Source organism: Pantoea coffeiphila (assembly GCF_016909495.1).
GTDB lineage: Bacteria > Pseudomonadota > Gammaproteobacteria > Enterobacterales > Enterobacteriaceae > Erwinia > Erwinia coffeiphila.
In genome coordinates this window covers 54934-72980 of record NZ_JAFBFW010000010.1, presented here as the reverse complement: position 1 = coordinate 72980, position 18047 = coordinate 54934, and the positions used below count along the sequence as shown (strand labels likewise).

19 protein-coding genes are annotated in these 18047 nt (G+C 55.0%); 10 read left to right on the top strand and 9 right to left on the bottom strand.

Going from position 1 to position 18047, the window contains the following annotated elements:
• Positions 1–14 precede the first annotated feature (14 nt).
• From JOE09_RS23790 to rfaD, 4 genes are read right to left on the bottom strand one after another with little or no spacing between them, the layout of a single operon-like run.
• A complete protein-coding gene (locus JOE09_RS23790; protein ID WP_205067577.1) occupies positions 15–1184 on the bottom strand; it encodes a glycosyltransferase family 4 protein in 1170 nt (389 codons plus the stop codon).
• Positions 1181–2146: a lipopolysaccharide heptosyltransferase RfaC gene (rfaC, locus tag JOE09_RS23785; RefSeq protein WP_105594450.1), complete on the bottom strand. Its 966-nt coding sequence runs from the start codon at positions 2144–2146 to the stop codon at positions 1181–1183. The genes JOE09_RS23790 and rfaC overlap by 4 nt, the downstream gene beginning before the upstream one ends.
• Complete coding sequence (rfaF, locus tag JOE09_RS23780) at positions 2147–3193, bottom strand: ADP-heptose--LPS heptosyltransferase RfaF (protein WP_205067576.1); 1047 nt, start codon at positions 3191–3193, stop codon at positions 2147–2149.
• A gap of 16 nt (positions 3194–3209) precedes the next feature.
• Complete coding sequence (gene rfaD, locus JOE09_RS23775) at positions 3210–4142, bottom strand: ADP-glyceromanno-heptose 6-epimerase (protein ID WP_105594452.1); 933 nt, start codon at positions 4140–4142, stop codon at positions 3210–3212.
• A gap of 227 nt (positions 4143–4369) precedes the next feature.
• On the opposite strand from rfaD, the gene JOE09_RS23770 reads away from it, so the two are divergent.
• Positions 4370–5569: a glycine C-acetyltransferase gene (locus JOE09_RS23770; RefSeq protein ID WP_205067575.1), complete on the top strand. Its 1200-nt coding sequence runs from the start codon at positions 4370–4372 to the stop codon at positions 5567–5569.
• Between the two features lie 9 nt (positions 5570–5578).
• The gene (gene tdh, locus JOE09_RS23765; RefSeq protein ID WP_205067574.1) at positions 5579–6610 is read left to right on the top strand and encodes an L-threonine 3-dehydrogenase; all 1032 of its coding nucleotides are present in this window, start codon (positions 5579–5581) and stop codon (positions 6608–6610) included.
• 35 nt (positions 6611–6645) lie between these two features.
• Here the strand turns inward: tdh and JOE09_RS23760 are convergent, their stop codons facing one another.
• Positions 6646–7578, bottom strand: coding sequence for a divergent polysaccharide deacetylase family protein (locus JOE09_RS23760; RefSeq protein WP_205067573.1), 933 nt, complete (start codon positions 7576–7578; stop codon positions 6646–6648).
• A 2-nt stretch (positions 7579–7580) separates the two neighbouring features.
• Complete coding sequence (gene envC, locus JOE09_RS23755) at positions 7581–8888, bottom strand: murein hydrolase activator EnvC (protein ID WP_205067572.1); 1308 nt, start codon at positions 8886–8888, stop codon at positions 7581–7583.
• Positions 8889–9240: 352 nt separating this feature from the next.
• Between envC and JOE09_RS23750 the strand changes: the two genes are divergently transcribed.
• From JOE09_RS23750 to cysE, 5 genes are all read left to right on the top strand, one after another.
• On the top strand, positions 9241–9672 hold the full coding sequence (locus JOE09_RS23750; protein ID WP_105594457.1) for a rhodanese-like domain-containing protein: 432 nt from the start codon (positions 9241–9243) through the stop codon (positions 9670–9672).
• A gap of 17 nt (positions 9673–9689) precedes the next feature.
• Entirely contained in the window at positions 9690–9941 is a 252-nt protein-coding gene (grxC, locus tag JOE09_RS23745; RefSeq protein ID WP_105594458.1) for a glutaredoxin 3, read from the top strand.
• Between the two features lie 86 nt (positions 9942–10027).
• A complete protein-coding gene (gene secB, locus JOE09_RS23740) occupies positions 10028–10489 on the top strand; it encodes a protein-export chaperone SecB (protein ID WP_105594459.1) in 462 nt (153 codons plus the stop codon).
• Positions 10489–11508, top strand: a complete 1020-nt coding sequence (gene gpsA, locus JOE09_RS23735; protein WP_105594460.1) for an NAD(P)H-dependent glycerol-3-phosphate dehydrogenase — start codon at positions 10489–10491, stop codon at positions 11506–11508. Before secB ends, gpsA begins: the two co-directional genes overlap by 1 nt.
• Positions 11509–11573: 65 nt before the next feature.
• Complete coding sequence (gene cysE / locus JOE09_RS23730; protein WP_105594461.1) at positions 11574–12395, top strand: serine O-acetyltransferase; 822 nt, start codon at positions 11574–11576, stop codon at positions 12393–12395.
• Between the two features lie 14 nt (positions 12396–12409).
• On the opposite strand, the gene trmL is transcribed toward cysE, so the two are convergent.
• The 3 genes from trmL to cpxR are packed head-to-tail and all read right to left on the bottom strand — an operon-like array spanning position 12410 to position 14996.
• Positions 12410–12883, bottom strand: a complete 474-nt coding sequence (gene trmL / locus JOE09_RS23725) for a tRNA (uridine(34)/cytosine(34)/5-carboxymethylaminomethyluridine(34)-2'-O)-methyltransferase TrmL (RefSeq protein WP_200547475.1) — start codon at positions 12881–12883, stop codon at positions 12410–12412.
• A 38-nt stretch (positions 12884–12921) separates the two neighbouring features.
• A complete protein-coding gene (cpxA, locus tag JOE09_RS23720; RefSeq protein WP_105594463.1) occupies positions 12922–14301 on the bottom strand; it encodes an envelope stress sensor histidine kinase CpxA in 1380 nt (459 codons plus the stop codon).
• Positions 14298–14996 (bottom strand): envelope stress response regulator transcription factor CpxR, encoded by a 699-nt coding sequence (gene cpxR / locus JOE09_RS23715; RefSeq protein WP_105594464.1) that lies wholly within the window; start codon positions 14994–14996, stop codon positions 14298–14300. Before cpxR ends, cpxA begins: the two co-directional genes overlap by 4 nt.
• A gap of 152 nt (positions 14997–15148) precedes the next feature.
• Here cpxR and cpxP point away from each other — a divergent pair, with 152 nt between their 5' ends.
• The 3 genes from cpxP to pfkA all read left to right on the top strand — a co-directional run bounded on the left by cpxP (position 15149) and on the right by pfkA (position 17922).
• Entirely contained in the window at positions 15149–15658 is a 510-nt protein-coding gene (cpxP, locus tag JOE09_RS23710) for a cell-envelope stress modulator CpxP (RefSeq protein ID WP_205067571.1), read from the top strand.
• Positions 15659–15847: 189 nt separating this feature from the next.
• The gene (gene fieF, locus JOE09_RS23705; protein WP_205067570.1) at positions 15848–16744 is read left to right on the top strand and encodes a CDF family cation-efflux transporter FieF; all 897 of its coding nucleotides are present in this window, start codon (positions 15848–15850) and stop codon (positions 16742–16744) included.
• A 215-nt stretch (positions 16745–16959) separates the two neighbouring features.
• Positions 16960–17922 (top strand): 6-phosphofructokinase, encoded by a 963-nt coding sequence (gene pfkA / locus JOE09_RS23700; RefSeq protein ID WP_205067569.1) that lies wholly within the window; start codon positions 16960–16962, stop codon positions 17920–17922.
• The last annotated feature ends 125 nt before the right edge of the window (positions 17923–18047 follow it).

Here is an 18047-nt window from a genome sequence, read left to right as displayed (position 1 = left end):
CTAAATCTCTCACATTATTTCTCATTTTTGTAATATTCAAGGGTGTTATTAAATTCATCCTGAAATACTGCAAAACTAAAGTTCTCTAATGGGAATTTCTGCGCATTTCTGCTGTAGGATTCGTAATTTTTTTCCGCTATCAATTTTTCTACGGCATCCGCGCAGTCAGTATGTGAAATTAATTTCGCAGAAACCAGCGCGTCCGCTAGAGGATCGTAGACCTGATGAGGGAAATCCACCTCAATACCGGTGAGAGTTTTGTGTTGTTCAATGCTGACGGAAGGAACGATACCGATGCCGCAGACGCCTTCTTTAACGGCTTCTGGCTGGCCGTCTACCATTGGAAATATCACCGGAACGCCAAAATATAACGATTCCATACAGGATAATCCGAAAGGTTCGGTGATCGGTGTGCTGAGGTAAATATCAGTACGGTTAAAAAAATCCGCAACGTTATGCTGAAAACCACTGAAAGTGACCCGATCGCCGAGCTGTAATCTTTCTGTCAGTGCCTCAAATTCCGCGCGGTCCGGACCTTTTCCGGCAATCTCCAGCACCACGTCGTGTCCTCGTGCTAGCAGCTCTTTCAATGTCAGTAATCCAACGCTGATACCCTTCAGGCTGACCAGTCGCGAAGCCGTACCCAGACGTATTGGCGACCTAAGATGGCGAGGCGCGGCACTGATACCGTCAGGCGTTTTGATGCGGTTAATCACCACCTTGTGTGGACAGGGTAGATTAAAACGCAGCTCCATCACCCGCTTAGAAGCATAAGAGGCTGAAATAACGCCATCAAGCATTGAGAGAAAACGCAGCGTCTTGGTGTTTTTGGCATAGCGCCATGAGCAGCCGTGATCGTAATAAAGCAGCTTGCCGCGTTGCGGTTTAGCGGCCAGCCCTGGGATTAAATCCCAGACGATAATCACGTCAGCATTGGCACGGTTAACTTTCCATTGCAAAAGGTACTTTCGCAGAAACTGTGGGCAGCGTAGCGGGAGCTTATCGATAAGTCGCGTAGCGAAGGTCACTTTCTGCTGTGGCATCTGGCGCGCAATTTCAGGGCCTATCTCGCGGCTGACACAGATGATTTCATTGCTGTCATCGCCTGCTTCATTAAGGTACTGCAAAAAAAGGCGCTCTACGCCGCCCATTTTTCCCAGGTTAATGATGTGTAGTTTCTTCATGACATGACCTTGCTCAATGCTTCGCGCACCTGCTCTGCGCTCAACGAATCCATGTTTTTATCCGGAGAAATCAGGGCAAACTGATTCTTGCCGTAGCCGCCAATCAGTCCCGGATCGGTTGGGCCATACAGCGTGATATTCGGGCGGTCGAGCGCAGCGGTCAGGTGGCTCAAACCGGTATCGACGGATACCACCGCACGCGCGCCCGCCAGCGTGCGGGCGACCTGCTCCAGCGTCAGCTTCGGCAGCACGTCAACGAAATCAAAGCCTTCAGCCAGGCGAATCGCACGCTGATGCTCATGTTCTGCCCCCCAGGGCAGCTTTATCCGCAATCCTGATGGCTGTATTAAACCAATAAGTTCACGCCAGTGGCTTTCCGACCAGTGCTTATTATCGCGGGTGGTGGCGTGTAGAAACACCAGATAGCGGTTCGCATCTTCCGGCAGCTCGTGAATAAAATGTTGGGCGATAGCGTAGTCACCCGTGGTTTCCGGCAGCGCATAGCCGAGGCTTTTGGCGAACAGTTCTCGCGTGCGCTGTACTGCATGCTGCTGTTTGTCGATCGGATGACGGCGGTCATACCACCAGCTGGCAAACGGTTCACGCGCGCTGCGGCTGTCGGCCCCGTGTTTAACGCCTTTTGCCAGACGCGTGACCAGCGCCGCGCTTTTAATCAGCCCCTGCGCATCCAGCACCACATCATACTCACGCGACTGTAGCTCGCGCTTAAACGCTACGCGCTCTTCGCGGTTCTGGCTGCCAAACCAGTGTTTGCGCCAGCGGCGAATCGCCACAGGCAGGACATTATCCACGGCAGGATGCCAGGAAGGGATCTGAGCAAAGCCCTCTTCAACGACCCAGTCAAAACGAATTCCGGGAATGGCCTGCATGGCGTCCGTTAATGCTGGTAGCGAGTGCAATACATCTCCCATTGAGGAGGTTTTAATAATCAGAACCCGCATTCAAACTCCTGGAGTAGGGCAAAGCGTTTCCAGCTCGGCGATAACGCGCGCTGGAGTAATATCAATCAAACTCTGGTGATAGCCTTCGGCAGCATCACCCTTACGCACTTTGTGGTAGCCGTCGATCAGACGTATCACCCGTGCCTTATCGGACAGCGGCGGTGTGAAATCAGGGCTGCTTGGACCGTAAAGCGCAACCAGCGGGCGGTCGAGCGCTGCGGCAATATGCATCAGTCCTGAGTCGTTGCTCACCACGGCGTGGCAGCAGGCCAGCAGGATCACCGCCTGTTCCAGCTGGGTTTCGCCAGCGAGATTGCGGCAGTGCTGTCGATTGTTTTCGCTCAACGCGGCAAGGATCTGATCGCCCGTCTCATGGTCTTTCGCCGAACCGAACAGCGCTATCTGGTAGCCCTGGTCGATCAGCTGCTGCGCCAGCGCGGCATAGTGATAGTGCGGCCAGCGTTTCGCCGGGCCAAATTCCGCACCGGGACAGAAACCAATCAGCGGTCGGTCAGCGGCCAGATTAAATGCGGCGGCTGTGCTCTGCTTCTCCGCTTCCTGTACCACCAGTTTCGGCCACAGCAGCGGCTGGGGCAGATCGCTGGCGCTGGCGATGCGAGATTTGTCGTATGCCAACGCGACGTAGCGCTGCACCATCAGCGGAAACGCGGCTTTATCCAGCGTGCGGATATCGTTCAACAGGCCGTAGCGCATTTCACCGCGCCAGCCGGTACGGCGTGGGACGGCAGCAAAAAACGGCACCAGGGCGGATTTAAACGAGTTGGGCAGCACAAACGCACGATCGTAGCCTTTATCGCGCAGCGCCTTGCCCAACCGACGGCGTTCACCGATCTCCAGTGCGCCATGGCCCAGCGGCATCGCCAGCGCCTCGTTCACTTCCGGCATGCGCGACAGCAGGGGCCGGCACCAGGCTGGCGCCATCACATCGATCGTCGCCTCGGGATGTTCCGCCTTCAGCGTACGATACAGGCTCTGCGACATCATCATGTCGCCGACCCACGATGGGCCAATAACCAGAATTTTCATTGCCTGCCCCGCTCCGTTAACCGTTACGGTTCAGCCACGCCATGTATTCAGCCACGCCTTCGGCGACGGTTTTGAACGGCTTATCGTAGCCCGCAGCGCGCAGTTTGGTCTGGTCGGCAAGGGTAAACGCCTGATAACGGCCTTTCAGTTTTTCCGGGAACGGAATGTATTCGATTTCACCTTTCTGGTGATAATTCAGCGCGGCGTCCGCCACTTCCTGGAAAGATTCGGCACGGCCGGTACCGCAGTTGAAGATGCCGGACACGCTGTTTTCCCAGAACCACAGGTTGACCGCAGCAACGTCTTCCACATAGATAAAGTCGCGCTTAAATCCGTCGCTGCCTTCAAACAGTTTCGGGTTCTCACCGTTTTTCAACTGGGTATTCAGGTGGAATGCCACGCTGGCCATGCTGCCTTTGTGTCCTTCGCGCGGTCCATAAACGTTGAAGTAGCGGAAACCGCAAACCTGAGACTGCGCTTCAGGCAGGATGCTGCGTACATAGTGGTCGAACAGCATTTTGGAGTAGCCATATACGTTCAGCGGCTCTTCAAACTGGCGCTCTTCAATAAAGTCGGCGTTACGGCCACCGTAAGTCGCCGCGGAAGAGGCGTACAGGAACGGAATATCGTGCTCAAGGCAGTAATGCAGCAGCTCTTTAGAGTACTGATAGTTGTTATCCATCATGTACTTTCCGTCCCACTCGGTGGTGGATGAACAGGCACCTTCGTGGAACACGGCTTCAACATCGCCAAAATCTTCATCGGCCAGAATGGCAATCAGGAAGTCTTCTTTATCCATGTAGTCGGCGACGTCTAAATCCACCAGGTTGGCGAATTTGGTTCCGTCTTTAAGATTGTCGACCACAAGAATGTCAGTATGGCCCTTATCATTCAGCGCCTTGATGATATTGCTTCCAATAAATCCAGCGCCGCCGGTGACGATAATCATGAGCATTAACCTTTACTGTGGGGTGGAGCAGGAGGCTCCACGCGCTAATAGTCTTATCATAACATCTCAACGCGCCACACACAGCCAGACGAGTCTGTAACCTGGGGTGCTGAACAAATTATTCCGTGAGATATGCTGCAATATTTGCATCTTCCATCATGTCTGTCCGCTATTGTGCTGTACTTTCAGTGCACAGTGTCGCTGAAAAGAGCAGGAGGGGGATAAACATGAAGGATGTTTTTTATCAGCAGGTTAAGCAGCAGTTGCTGAATGCGGATCGCGAGGGGCTGTTTAAGCACGAGCGGCAGATTGCAGGTGCGCAGCAGGCGGTAATTGAATTAGCTGACGGTAGCGAGCTACTGAATTTTTGCGCTAATAACTATCTCGGGCTGGCTAACCATCCGTCGCTGATTGCTGCAGCAAAATCCGGGCTGGATACGCACGGTTTTGGCATGGCCTCGGTGCGGTTTATCTGTGGGACGCAGGACCAGCATCGCCAGCTGGAACATCGACTGGCGGAATTTCTGGGCATGGAAGACAGCATCCTTTACTCCTCCTGCTTTGACGCCAACGGCGGGCTGTTTGAAACCCTGCTGGGTGCGGAGGATGCGGTGATCTCCGACGCGTTGAATCACGCATCGATTATAGACGGCATCCGCCTGTGTAAAGCTCAGCGCTATCGCTATGCCAACAATGATATGGCCGAGCTGGAATCCTGCCTGCAACGGGCGCGGGAAGCGGGCGCACGTCATATTCTTATCGCTACCGACGGCGTGTTTTCGATGGATGGCGTGATTGCTAATCTGGCGGGGATCTGCGATCTCGCCGATCGCTACCAGGCGCTGGTGATGGTGGATGATTCTCACGCTGTAGGTTTTGTCGGTGAGGCGGGACGGGGCAGCCATGAATACTGCGGCGTGATGGGCCGAGTGGACATCATTACCGGCACACTGGGCAAAGCGCTTGGTGGGGCGTCCGGCGGCTACATCGCCGCCAAAAAAGAGGTGGTGGAGTGGCTGCGTCAGCGATCGCGCCCTTATCTGTTCTCCAATTCCCTGGCACCCTCAATTGTCGCGGCATCCTTACAGGTGCTTTCCATGCTGGCAGAAGGCGATGGGCTGCGGCAGCGGCTGTGGGATAACGTAAATTATTTTCGCTCCGCGATGCAGGCCGCGGGGTTCACTCTGGCAGGGGCTGATCACGCCATCATTCCCGTGATGCTGGGCGATGCGCGGCTGGCCCAGACCTTTGCCAGTCTGTTACAGCAGGAAGGGATCTTTGTTACCGGTTTCTTCTACCCGGTGGTGCCTGAAGGAAAAGCGCGCATCCGCACCCAGATTTCAGCCTCCCACACCCAGCCGCAGCTGGAACGTGCGGTTGATGCATTCACCCGTGTTGGCCGTCAGCTGGGCGTCATTGCCGGATAAGGAGGAGTAATGAAAGCGTTAGCCAAACTGCACGCCCGCCAGGGGATCTGGATGATCAACGACGCCGCAATACCCGAGCCGGGCCACAATGATGTGTTGATAAAAATCCGCAAAACGGCGATCTGCGGTACCGACGTGCATATCTATAACTGGGATGCCTGGTCACAGAAAACCATCCCGGTGCCGATGATTACCGGCCACGAATACGTCGGCGAGGTGGTGGCGGTGGGGCAGGAAGTGGTCGGTTTTCAGCCCGGTGACCGGGTATCCGGCGAGGGGCATATCACCTGCGGCCACTGCCGTAACTGCCGGGGAGGGCGAACTCATCTGTGTCGCAATGCGATTGGCGTTGGCGTGAATCGTCAGGGCTGCTTTGCCGAATATCTGTCAATTCCGGCGGTTAACGCGTTTAAAATTCCCGATAATATTCCTGACGAGCTGGCGGCCATCTTCGATCCCTTCGGCAACGCGGTGCATACGGCGCTGTCATTCGATCTGGTCGGTGAGGATGTGTTGATAACCGGCGCGGGGCCGATTGGCATCATGGCGGCGGCCATCTGTCGCCACGTGGGGGCGCGGCATGTGGTTATCACAGACGTTAACGAATACCGGCTGAAGCTGGCCCAGAAAATGGGCGTCACCCGGGCGGTTAACGTCAGCCGGGACGACCTGAGATCGGTGATGGGTGAGTTGGGAATGACGGAAGGCTTTGATATCGGACTGGAGATGTCTGGCGTACCCGCAGCATTTCGTTCCATGCTGGGCGTGATGAATCACGGCGGGCGTATTGCTATGCTGGGTATTCCTTCCGAGGAAATGGCCATCGACTGGAATCAGGTGATCTTCAAGGGGCTGTTTATCAAAGGGATTTATGGTCGGGAAATGTTTGAAACCTGGTACAAAATGGTGGCGCTGCTGCAGTCCGGGCTGGATTTAACGCCGATTATTACTCATCGCTTTGATATTGATGATTTCCAGCAGGGGTTTGATGAAATGCGTTCCGGCCACTCGGGCAAGGTGATCCTTAACTGGCCATCTTAACACGCTGCCGCCAGCTGGCGCTGGCGGCAAACGAATTAGCGAGAAAAATCAGGCTTTAATCCTGAAAACTGCTGCGACAGCGTTTTCAACAGCGGGCTGCTGGCGACGCTTTCAGCGACAATCCCAAGAGCCAGCGTTGCCGGAACCGGCACGGTTTTCACCGGGCAGTTTTTGCCCACGCGGAACGGATTGCGCGGCTTGTTCGGTTGCGGCCGGGTCTCAGGCAGCGGCGTGTTGCTGCCATGCTGTGGTTCGTTGAGAAGCTGGCTTGGGCGCACCAGCGTGATATCGGCAGGCAGCGTTGGCAACATCTGCTGCAAAACGCGCACCGTTGTCGGATGCGGGTGACCAATGGCAATTGCCGAGCCGTCGCGTTGGGCAAGCCGGACCGCCCGGGTAAACTGCTGGCGGATATCCGCCTCATTCTGCGTATCGTCCAGGAACACGCGGCGCTTGATGACTTTAACGCTGGTGCCGGCGGCGGCGCGCGTTGACTGGCTGTTGCCGATAGTCATGCTGTCGAGAAAATAAAAATTATAGCGGTCAAGAACCTGCATCACTTTCTGCATGCCGGGCAGGCTGGAGGTCATTGCGCTACCCATATGGTTATTTAACCCAACGGCATACGGTACATCGGCAGCGGCTTCACGCACGATGCGCGCAATTTCATCCACGGACATGTCCGGTCGCAGAGTGTCTTTTTCCAGCGGCTGTTTGCTGAGTGGGGCCATCGGCAAATGGATCAGCACTTCGTGGCCGCGCTGATGGGCTTTGGTTGCCATCTCCCGGGCGTGTGGTGCATTGGGCAACACCGCCACGGAAATGGCCGCAGGCATCTGTAATACCTGATTTTCCTGCGCCGGACGGTAGCCAAAATCATCAATCACTATTGAAAGCTTACCGGCAAACGCCGGGTTGGCCAAAACAAGCGCTACCAGCAGGCCGCTGAGTTTTCGTAACTGAAACAAACTTATCTTCCTAACCACGGCAGTGGATTGACGGCCTGTCCCTGGCGGCGGATTTCGAAATAGAGTGAAGGCGTGCCGCGGCCACCGCTGTTGCCAACCAGCGCAATGGGCTGCCCTGCCCGGACCTGTGTTCCCACGCTCACCAGCGCACTCTGATTATAGCCGTACAGGCTCATATCGCCTTTACCGTGCTCCACGACCACCACCAGCCCGTAACCCTGCAGCCAGTCGGCCATCAGCACTCGACCGTCGGCAATCGCTTTAACTTCGGTCCCTTCCGGTGCGGCGATCACCAGGCCCTTCCAGCGAAGCTCACCCTGTAGCTGTTCGCCAAAACGGTGCTCGATGCTGCCGCGAACCGGCCACAGCGCCTGTCCTGCCGCCCGGCCAAGGCCGCCGGTACGGGAAACCAGCGCTCGCTCGCTCTCGGTGGGTTTATAGGTGGTGCCTTTCCGTTTCGCCTGCGCCTCGCGTTCGCGCACTTTCTGCGCCTCACGCGCTTCCCGTTCAGCACGGGCTTTCGCCTCCCGCTCGGCTTTGGCAATTTTGTCGCGCAGGCGGCTTTCGTTCTGCCGCAGTTCCACCAGCTGCGCCTGATCTTTCTCCAGCGACGATTCGAGCGTGGTCAGGGTTTGTTTGCGCGCCTGGCGCGCACCCTCAAGCTTTTGCTGCTGCGTTTGCTGTTGCTCCAGCAGGGATTTTTGCTGCGCCTGCTTGTCTACCAGGCTGGTTTTTTGCGCCGAGAGGTCGCTGCGGGTTTGCTTCAGCTCATCGATGGATTTTTGCCGGGCATCGTTCAGATAGCCGAAATAGGCCAGCATGCGCTCGCTGCGCTGGCTCTCTTCGCCACTGAGGATCAGCTGTAAACCACTGTGCTGGCCCTGGCGGAAAGCGGCATCAAGCTGCTGCGCCAGCATAGATTCCTGCTGCTGCTGCTGTTTCTGAAGCTTATTGATGGAGGCGGTGAGAGAACTGATATCTTTACTCAGTGAACCCAGACCCGACTGCGTTTCCCGCAGCTGGCGGCTGGCCTGAGCGATAACTTTTTCCTGAGCCTGCAGCTGATCGAGAAGTTTGCTGCGCTGCTGTTTTTGCAGCTGAACGCTTTTCTCTTTTTCAGCGATATCCTGCTGGATACTCTGCAGCTGTGACTTATTGTCGTCGGCGGCGGAAGCAGAAAAAGACCATAGCAACGCGCCGGTGCAAAGAACACTGACGGTCAGGATGGACAAGCTTGCACGTAATGACGGCGTGGATGCCTGCTTGTTACGTGGGGTCCATGAATGTATCACTGTTGCTTTTTCCCTCATAGCTTCGGATTATTCCACGATGAACAGCGGCTTACCAGCCATCTCTACCGGGTTTTCAGTTACTGACAGTAACAGTAATCGCTCTCCGGCACGGGATTTTTGCGCGGTCGTTAATCCTTTCAGAATCACGATGAGCGACAGCCGTAATGGCTCGCTGCACAACAAATAACCGCTTAAGAACGATACACCGTTATGTCAGGATAGTATTTTTCACTTAAGGCAACTTTTTTTTGTAATCTGCCGCAGAAAACATAACTCTGAGCAGCTTATCGACTGTACATGGCAGCCTTGGCAGGTATACTCAGAAGCCTTATTTTTAGCTTATTAACCCTTCCGGGAGTTGTTACCCCTCATGCAAGATATTATGCAGTTTGCAGGCAATCACACAATTTTAAGTCTGGCGTGGGTTGTTTTGCTGGTTTTGGTGATCGTGACTACGGTTAAGGGTCTGTTCTCCAAAGTAAAAACGATTAGCCGTGGTGAAGCCACCCGTTTAATCAATAAAGAAGATGCCGTGGTTGTAGATGTGCGTGGGCGCGATGACTTCCGTAAAGGCCATATTTCAAATTCAGTTAACGTACTGGCTGCTGATATCAAAAAAGGCAGCTTCAGCGAACTGGAAAAACACAAAGCGCAGCCGCTGATTGTCGTTTGTGCGACCGGTACTTCAGCAGGTGAATCCGCGTCGCAGCTGAACGCTGCCGGATTTGCACAGGTGTATGTGCTGAAAGACGGTATTTCCGGCTGGAGCGGCGAGAACCTGCCGCTGGTTCGCGGTAAGTAAACTTCAGGAGTGTCGGCATGGCTAACATTGAGATCTATACCAAAGCAACCTGCCCTTTCTGCCATCGTGCCAAAGCGCTGTTGGATCAGAAAGGCGTGAGCTATCAGGAAATCCCGATTGATGGGGATGCCGATACGCGTGAAGTGATGATCAAACGCAGCGGCCGGACTACCGTTCCTCAAATTTTTATTGATGCACAGCACATTGGCGGCTGTGACGATCTCTTTGCGCTCGACGGCCGCGGCGGTCTTGACCCGCTGTTAAAATAGTAACGAGCTGAGTACGCACTGAGCGCTCACAGGATGACGAACACTGCGGCACAATAACGGATTATTAACCCATAGGATTACGTATCATGTCAGAACAAAACAACACCGAGATGGCTTTCCAGATCCAGCGTATCTATACCAAAGACATCTCTTTTGAAGCGCCAAATGCACCGCAGGTTTTCCAGAAAGAGTGGGAACCGGAAGTTAAGCTGGATCTTGATACCGCCTCTACTCAGCTGGCTGACGACGTATATGAAGTTGTACTGCGCGTAACCGTAACCGCAACGGTAAACGACGAAGCGGCGTTCCTGTGCGAAGTTCAGCAGGCGGGTATTTTCTCCGTCAGCGGCATTGAAGGCACGCAGATGGCACACTGCCTGGGTGCATACTGCCCGAACATCCTGTTCCCGTATGCTCGTGAATGCATCACCAGCCTGGTTTCTCGCGGTACTTTCCCGCAGCTGAATCTTGCACCGGTTAACTTCGACGCGCTGTTTATGAACTATCTGCAGCAGTCAGAAGGTGCAGCGCAGCAGCAGGATGCTTAATGCGTAGCTCTCATGCTTCCATGAGCGTCATCGGTGCCGGCTCGTACGGCACCGCCCTGGCGATTACGCTTGCCCGTAATGGCCACGACGTGGTGCTGTGGGGGCATAATCCACAGCACCAGGCGCAGCTTCAGTCCGATCGCTGCAATACCGCTTTCCTTCCCGATGTGCCTTTCCCCGATACTCTGCAGATTGAAACCGATCTGGCTAAAGCAATTGCTGCCAGCCGGGATTTGCTGGTCGTTGTTCCCAGCCATGTATTTGGCGACGTTTTGCAGCAGATTAAACCACATCTGCGTGCCGACTCCCGTCTGGTGTGGGCAACGAAAGGCCTGGAGAAAGAAACCGGTCGTCTGTTGCAGGATGTGGCGCGAGAAATTCTGGGCGACGCGATCCCGCTGGCGGTGATTTCCGGTCCGACATTTGCCAAAGAGCTGGCTGCCGGTATGCCAACGGCGATAGCGCTGGCGGCTACCGATAGCACTTTCGCAGATGAGATCCAGCAGTTACTGCACTGTGGTAAAAGTTTCCGGGTATACAATAATCCTGATTTTATCGGCGTTCAGCTCGGTGGCGCGGTAAAAAACGTTATCGCTATCGGAGCGGGAATGTCGGATGGCATTGGCTTTGGTGCGAATGCCCGTACGGCGCTGATTACCCGTGGCTTGGCTGAAATGAGCCGCCTGGGTGCAGCGTTGGGTGCCGACCCTACGACGTTTATGGGTATGGCCGGCCTCGGTGACCTGGTGCTGACCTGTACCGACAATCAGTCGCGCAATCGTCGTTTTGGCATGATGCTGGGCCAGGGCGCGGATGTTGAAGGCGCGCAGCAAACCATCGGCCAGGTAGTGGAAGGCTTCCGCAATACCAAAGAAGTGAAAGCACTGGCCGCGCGATTTGGCGTTGAAATGCCAATCACCGAGCAGATTTATCAGGTACTGTACTGTGGTAAAAATGCACGTGAGGCAGCGTTGAGTCTGCTTGGGCGTACCAGAAAAGATGAGAACAGCGGTAGCTAAGATGGTGTAACCGTGTCGTTGTCTGTTGGCGTCCTGGTGACGCCATTTTTAGTGGGGAGTGAGTTATGTCGTGTGCAGAACCTGAACTGATCTGGGATAACATCAAAACGGAAGCGCGAGCGCTGGCCGATTGTGAACCTATGCTGGCCAGTTTTTACCACGCTACCCTGCTCAAGCACGATGACCTCGGAAGTGCGCTGAGTTATATGCTGGCCAACAAGCTGGCAAATCCGATTATGCCGGCGATTGCTATCCGTGAAGTTATTCAGGATGCGTATTCGCAGGACCCGTCGATGATCGTTTCCGCCGCCTGCGATATTCAGGCGGTGCGTCAGCGTGACCCGGCGGTCGATAAATACTCGACCCCGCTACTCTATCTGAAAGGGTTCCACGCACTTCAGGCGCATCGCATTGGCCACTGGCTGTGGCATCAGGGCCGCCGTGCGCTGGCGGTCTATCTGCAAAACGAAGTGTCCGTATCGTTTGCCGTGGATATCCACCCGGCGGCGAAAATCGGCCGCGGTATCATGCTTGACCACGCCACGGGGATCGTTGTGGGTGAAACGGCGGTTATCGAAGACGATGTCTCTATTCTGCAATCCGTTACCCTTGGCGGTACCGGTAAAACCAGCGGCGATCGCCACCCGAAGATCCGTCAGGGAGTGATGATCGGCGCGGGCGCTAAGATCCTCGGCAATATCGAAGTGGGTCAGGGGGCGAAGATCGGCGCGGGTTCCGTTGTATTGCAGCCGGTTCCGCCGCATACCACCGCCGCTGGCGTTCCTGCGCGCATTGTCGGCAAGCCCAACAGCGACATGCCGTCAATGGATATGGACCAGCACTTTAACGGTATGGTGCCGGGCTTCGAATTCGGCGATGGGATCTGAGCCTGGCTCAGATTTCAGCTTCTTAGCAGCGCACCCGCATAGCCCAGCTGCCGCCACGCTTCATATACCACCACCGATACCGCATTTGACAGGTTCATGCTGCGGCTGTCCGCCATCATCGGAATACGGATTTTTTGCTGTGCGGGCAGGGCATCAAGAATGCTGGCCGGCAGGCCGCGCGTTTCCGGGCCAAACAGCAGATAATCGCCATCCTGATAGCTTACCGCGCTGTGGGCAGGGGTTCCTTTGGTGGTCAGCGCAAACAGGCGCTCAGGCGCTTCTGCGGCGACAAACGCCTCATAGTTTGCATGATGCTTAATGGCGGTGAATTCGTGGTAGTCCAGCCCGGCGCGGCGCAGTCGTTTATCATCCCAGGCAAAACCCAGCGGTTCGATAAGATGCAGCTGAAAGCCGGTATTGGCGCACAGGCGAATGATATTGCCGGTATTCGGCGGAATTTCAGGTTCGAATAAAACGATATGTAGCATGAAACGGCCCTCTGATACGAGGGCCGCAGGATAGCAAATTATTCGTGCTGAGTGGTATACAGCGGTAGCCAGATGGTCAGCCGCAGCCCGCCCAGCGGACTGTCATCGGCTTTCACCCAGCCGTGATGCTGCTGAATGGCATTTTCCACAATTGCCAGCCCCAGCCCCGTACCGCCGGATTCGCGGTCGCGCGCCTCATCGGTGCGGTAAAACGGACGAAAAATCTGTTCCCGATCCTCCGGGCTGACGCCCGGGCCGTCATCATCCACATGGACGGTGACGCCTTTTTTATCCACCGAGAAGCTGACCGAAATTTTGCTGTGCGAGTAGCGCAGGGCGTTACGCACGATGTTCTCCAACGCGCTGTCGAGCGTGCTGGGGTTACCGTACAGTGGCCACGGACCCGGTGGATAAGGCACCTCCAGCGATTTACCCATCTGCTCTGCTTCGAACTTTGCATCTTCCAGTACATCCGACCACAGGTGATTGGCCTTGATCGCCTCGCTGACCAGCGCATTTTTGTGCTGAGTACGCGAGAGCACCAGCAGGTCGTTGATCATGCCATCCAGGCGCTGTGCTTCCATCTCGATACGCTCCAGCTCTTTGGCCTCACCGTGGCGGCGGCGCATCAGCGCGGTGGCCAGCTGCAGGCGAGTCAGCGGGGTGCGCAGTTCATGCGAGATATCGGATAGCAGCCGCTGCTGCGAAGTCATCATCCGTTCCAGCGCGCTGACCATCTGGTTGAAGCTGGCACCCGCCGCAAGGAACTCCTGCGGACCGGCTTCCAGTTCCGGTCGCTGGCGCAGGTTACCGGCGGCTACATCATCCGCGGCATGTTTCAATTTGCGTGCCGGTTTTGCCAGGCTCCATGCCAGCCAGAGCAACAGCGGTGAGCTGATCAGCATGGTGACGATCAGCAGCAGCAGCGGCCGGTCAAACAGCAAATTGATAAAATCGAGCTGTGAGTTACTGGCGGGACGGATCAGATACAGCTGATAGCTGTCTTCCCCATCGCGCACGGAGAACGGGCCAGCCATTTCCAGGCGGCCATATTTTTTCTTCTGCGGTTGATCCGAGTTATCAGACTGGCCGATAAAATTACGAATCACCTGCATTTCATTGTGCTGCGCGCCAATCACCCGGCCTTCGCTGGTGACCAGCAACAAACGCTGGCCGGGGGGAGCCCACTTATCAATTGCGCGAAACAGCCTGCGCCACCACATCAGGTCGTTGGGCGGGTCCTGTGCCAGCTCCGCCTCAACGTGCTGCTCAATCATGACTCCCTGCCGTTCTTCACTGTCCAGCAGTGGCGTCATTTGGCGGGAATCGAGCTTCGGCAGCATTAACACCAGCATCAGCACCAGTGCCAGCGTCAGCCAGAATATGGCAAAGATGCGGGTGGTCAGGCTGGATATCATGTTGCGGACACCATCAGATAGCCACGTCCGCGCAGCGTTTTGAACCACGGATGTTCGTCTTTACGCTCCGGCAGCTTGCGCCGCAGGTTTGAGATATGCATATCGATAGCGCGATCGAACGGGGTAAGCCGCTTACCAAGGACTTCCTGGCTCAGATGTTCACGTGATACAACCTGGCCTAAATGCTGTGCCAGCAGGTAGAGCAAAGTGAATTCTGTTCCGGTCAGATCCAGCGTCACGCCGTCGAAGCTGGCTTCCTGGCGGCCCGGGTTCAGGCGCAGTAAATCCACCTCCAGCGTTGGCGAGCTGTTGTCGTGCTGTTGCTGCTGCTCACTCCAGTTGGAGCGGCGCAGAATGGCACGGATACGCGCAACCAGTTCCCGGTCGTTGAACGGTTTTGGCAGGTAATCGTCCGCGCCCAGTTCCAGCCCGAGTACGCGATCCAGCTCGCTGCCGCGAGCGGTCAGCATAATCACCGGCGTCTGATGCTGTTGACGCAGTTCTTTCAGGGTATCAATGCCGTTTTTCTTCGGCATCATCACATCAAGTAATAGCAGATCGACACTGCTATCCAGTAGCGCCAGCGCCTGTTCACCGTCACCGGCAACCAGCACATTGAAGCCTTCCATTTCCAGCAATTCTTTCAGCAGCGAAGTCAATTCGCGGTCATCGTCAACCAACAGGATTTTATTCATCTTTTATTGCCCTCCGCAGGCAAAATACCGTGAACGAACGCGCTCAATCTATGACTTTACGTAGTTTTACACCCCCTGACGCTTGTTTGCAGCAGGCCCCGTAGACTGAATCTCGTTGAATCGAAATACGGAAACAAACTTGGGAGTAAACGATGCGCAGAGTTACCGCCGTCGTTGCGGTTCAGGCGCTGGTGCTTAGCCTCTCCACCGCATGGGCTGCTGACGTTACGACGAATGACGAGATGCATCACACTGATGGAGCAAGCAGCACATTCAGGCTGGGCCCGCAAAATCACATGTTTGATGGCATCAATTTAACGGAGCAGCAGCGTCAGCAACTACGGGATCTGATGCAGCAGGCACGGCACGATCGTTCTCCTATAAGTATTAACGATTTAGAGCAGCTACACGAACTGATTATTGCAGATAAATTCGATCAGGCAGCTTACGAAGCTCAGGTGGAAAAAATAGCGCAGGCAGAGGTTGGACGCCAGGTCGAGATGGCCCGGGTACGCAACCAGATGTATCACCTGTTAACACCGCAGCAGCAGGCTGTCTTAGAACAGAAACATCAGCAGCGCATCAATGAATTGCGCCAGCTAACGAACTCGCAGCAGGCCTCACCGCTGCAGGCAGTACGTAACACCAGCAGTAACCCGTAAAGTACCAGTACATACTATCCCTGTTTTTCCTTGCCATAGACACCATCCCTGTCTTCCCCCTCATGATGAGGGGGTTTTTTTTGCCCATCAGATTTCAATGTTTCTCCACATGCACCGGCTCGCAATAACCGGGGATTTTTTGCGCTTAAATCCAGTATACTGACGGTACTTTTCCTGCCGGAGTGCGTCATGAATCAACGCTATGCTCGGCTGGTCAACTCGGCAGCACTGGCCGCTACGGTTCTTGCTTCGCTGCTGTTGATCATCAAAATTTTCGCCTGGTGGCATACCGGATCGGTCAGCGTACTGGCCGCGCTGGTTGACTCGCTGGTGGATATCGCCGCTTCCCTGACCAATCTGTTGGTTGTTCGCTACTCGCTGCAGCCCGCTGACGCGGAACATACTTTCGGCCACGGCAAAGCCGAATCGCTCGCCGCCCTGGCGCAGAGCATGTTTATTTCTGGATCGGCCCTGTTTCTGTTCCTGACGGGTCTTCAGCATCTGGCCACGCCCGCCCCAATGCATGCGCCGCTGGTGGGGATGATCGTCACCGTTATCGCGCTGTTTTCTACGCTAATACTGGTCACTTTCCAGCGCTGGGTCGTACGCCGCACCCACAGCCTGGCGATTCGTGCCGACATGCTGCACTATCAGTCAGACGTGATTATGAACGGGGCGATACTGCTGGCACTTGGCCTGAGCTGGTACGGTTTTCATCGCGCGGATGCGCTGTTTGCCTTAGGCATTGGCGTCTGGATTCTGTATAGCGCGTTACGGATGGGTTATGAAGCTGTCCAGGCGCTGCTCGATCGCGCACTGCCCGATGAGGAGCGGCAGATCATTCTGGAGATTATTGCGGCGAAATCCGGTATCCAGGGGGCGCATGATATTCGCACCCGCCAGTCTGGTCCGACTCGATTTATTCAGCTCCATCTGGAAATGGATGACCACTTACCGCTGGTTAAGGCACATCAGATAGCGGATGAGCTGGAGCAGGCGCTGTTGGCACGATTTCCGGGTTCTGATGTGATTATCCATCAGGACCCGTGCTCCGTAGTGCCGGTGGAGCCAAAAAATAATTTTTAGTGGTAAATTGTCGTTAAATGAATCAGTTAGCTCTGCATCACATAAAACGTGAGTTACCGCAAAAAAAATAGGCAAATCTGGCCTGACCTGAATCAATTCAGCTAACAAGATTTGATATACTATCAGCTTAACTTAGTCGGTTAGCTCTTGTGCGCGCGTCCTGCCGCCCCGGCGTTCAGAATTCAACATTTGCATCAACAAGTTCAGAGGTTGTCATGATCAAGAAAATCGGTGTACTGACAAGCGGCGGCGACGCCCCAGGTATGAACGCTGCAATCCGCGGTGTCGTACGCGCGGCGCTGAGTGAAGGGCTGGAAGTTTTTGGTATTTATGACGGCTATCTGGGCCTGTATGAAGATCGCATGGTTAATCTGGATCGCTACAGCGTATCCGACATGATTAACCGCGGTGGTACATTCCTTGGATCTGCACGCTTCCCTGATTTCCGTAAAGACGAAGTGCGTGCGGTAGCCCTTGATAATATGAGAAAGCGCGGCATTGACGCGCTGGTAGTGATCGGCGGTGACGGTTCCTACATGGGTGCCAAGCGCCTGACCGAAATGGGCTTCCCGTGCATCGGCCTGCCGGGCACGATCGATAACGACGTTGCCGGTACGGACTACACCATCGGTTACTTCACCGCGCTGGAAACGGTCGTTGAAGCGATTGACCGCCTGCGTGATACCTCCTCTTCGCATCAGCGTATTTCTATCGTTGAAGTGATGGGCCGCTACTGTGGCGATCTGACCCTGGCGGCGGCGATTGCCGGTGGCTGTGAGTTTATCGTACTGCCAGAAACGCCATACACCCGTGAAGAGCTGCTGGCGGAGATTAAAGCCGGTATTGCCAAGGGTAAAAAGCACGCGATTGTGGCGATTACCGAGCACATCTGCGATGTGGACGAGCTGGCGAAATATATCGAAGCTGAAACGAAGCGTGAAACCCGTGCAACCGTGCTGGGTCATATTCAGCGCGGTGGGGCACCGGTTGCCTATGACCGTATTCTTGCTTCTCGTATGGGTGCTTACTCCATCGAACTGCTGCTGCAGGGCTACGGCGGTCGCTGCGTGGGTATTCAGAACGAGAAAATGGTTCACCACGACATCATTGATGCGATCGAAAATATGAAGCGTCCGTTTAAGGGCGACTGGCTGGATACGGCCAAAAAGCTTTACTGATAAAAAACAAGGCGCTGCGCTCCAGCGCCTTTTTTATGCAAAGTGTTATTCCATATAGTTATTACAGCTTCTTTTTAATTCTTTAATTCGCAGTCTGCTTTATGTCACGCTCCTTCTCAGATTAA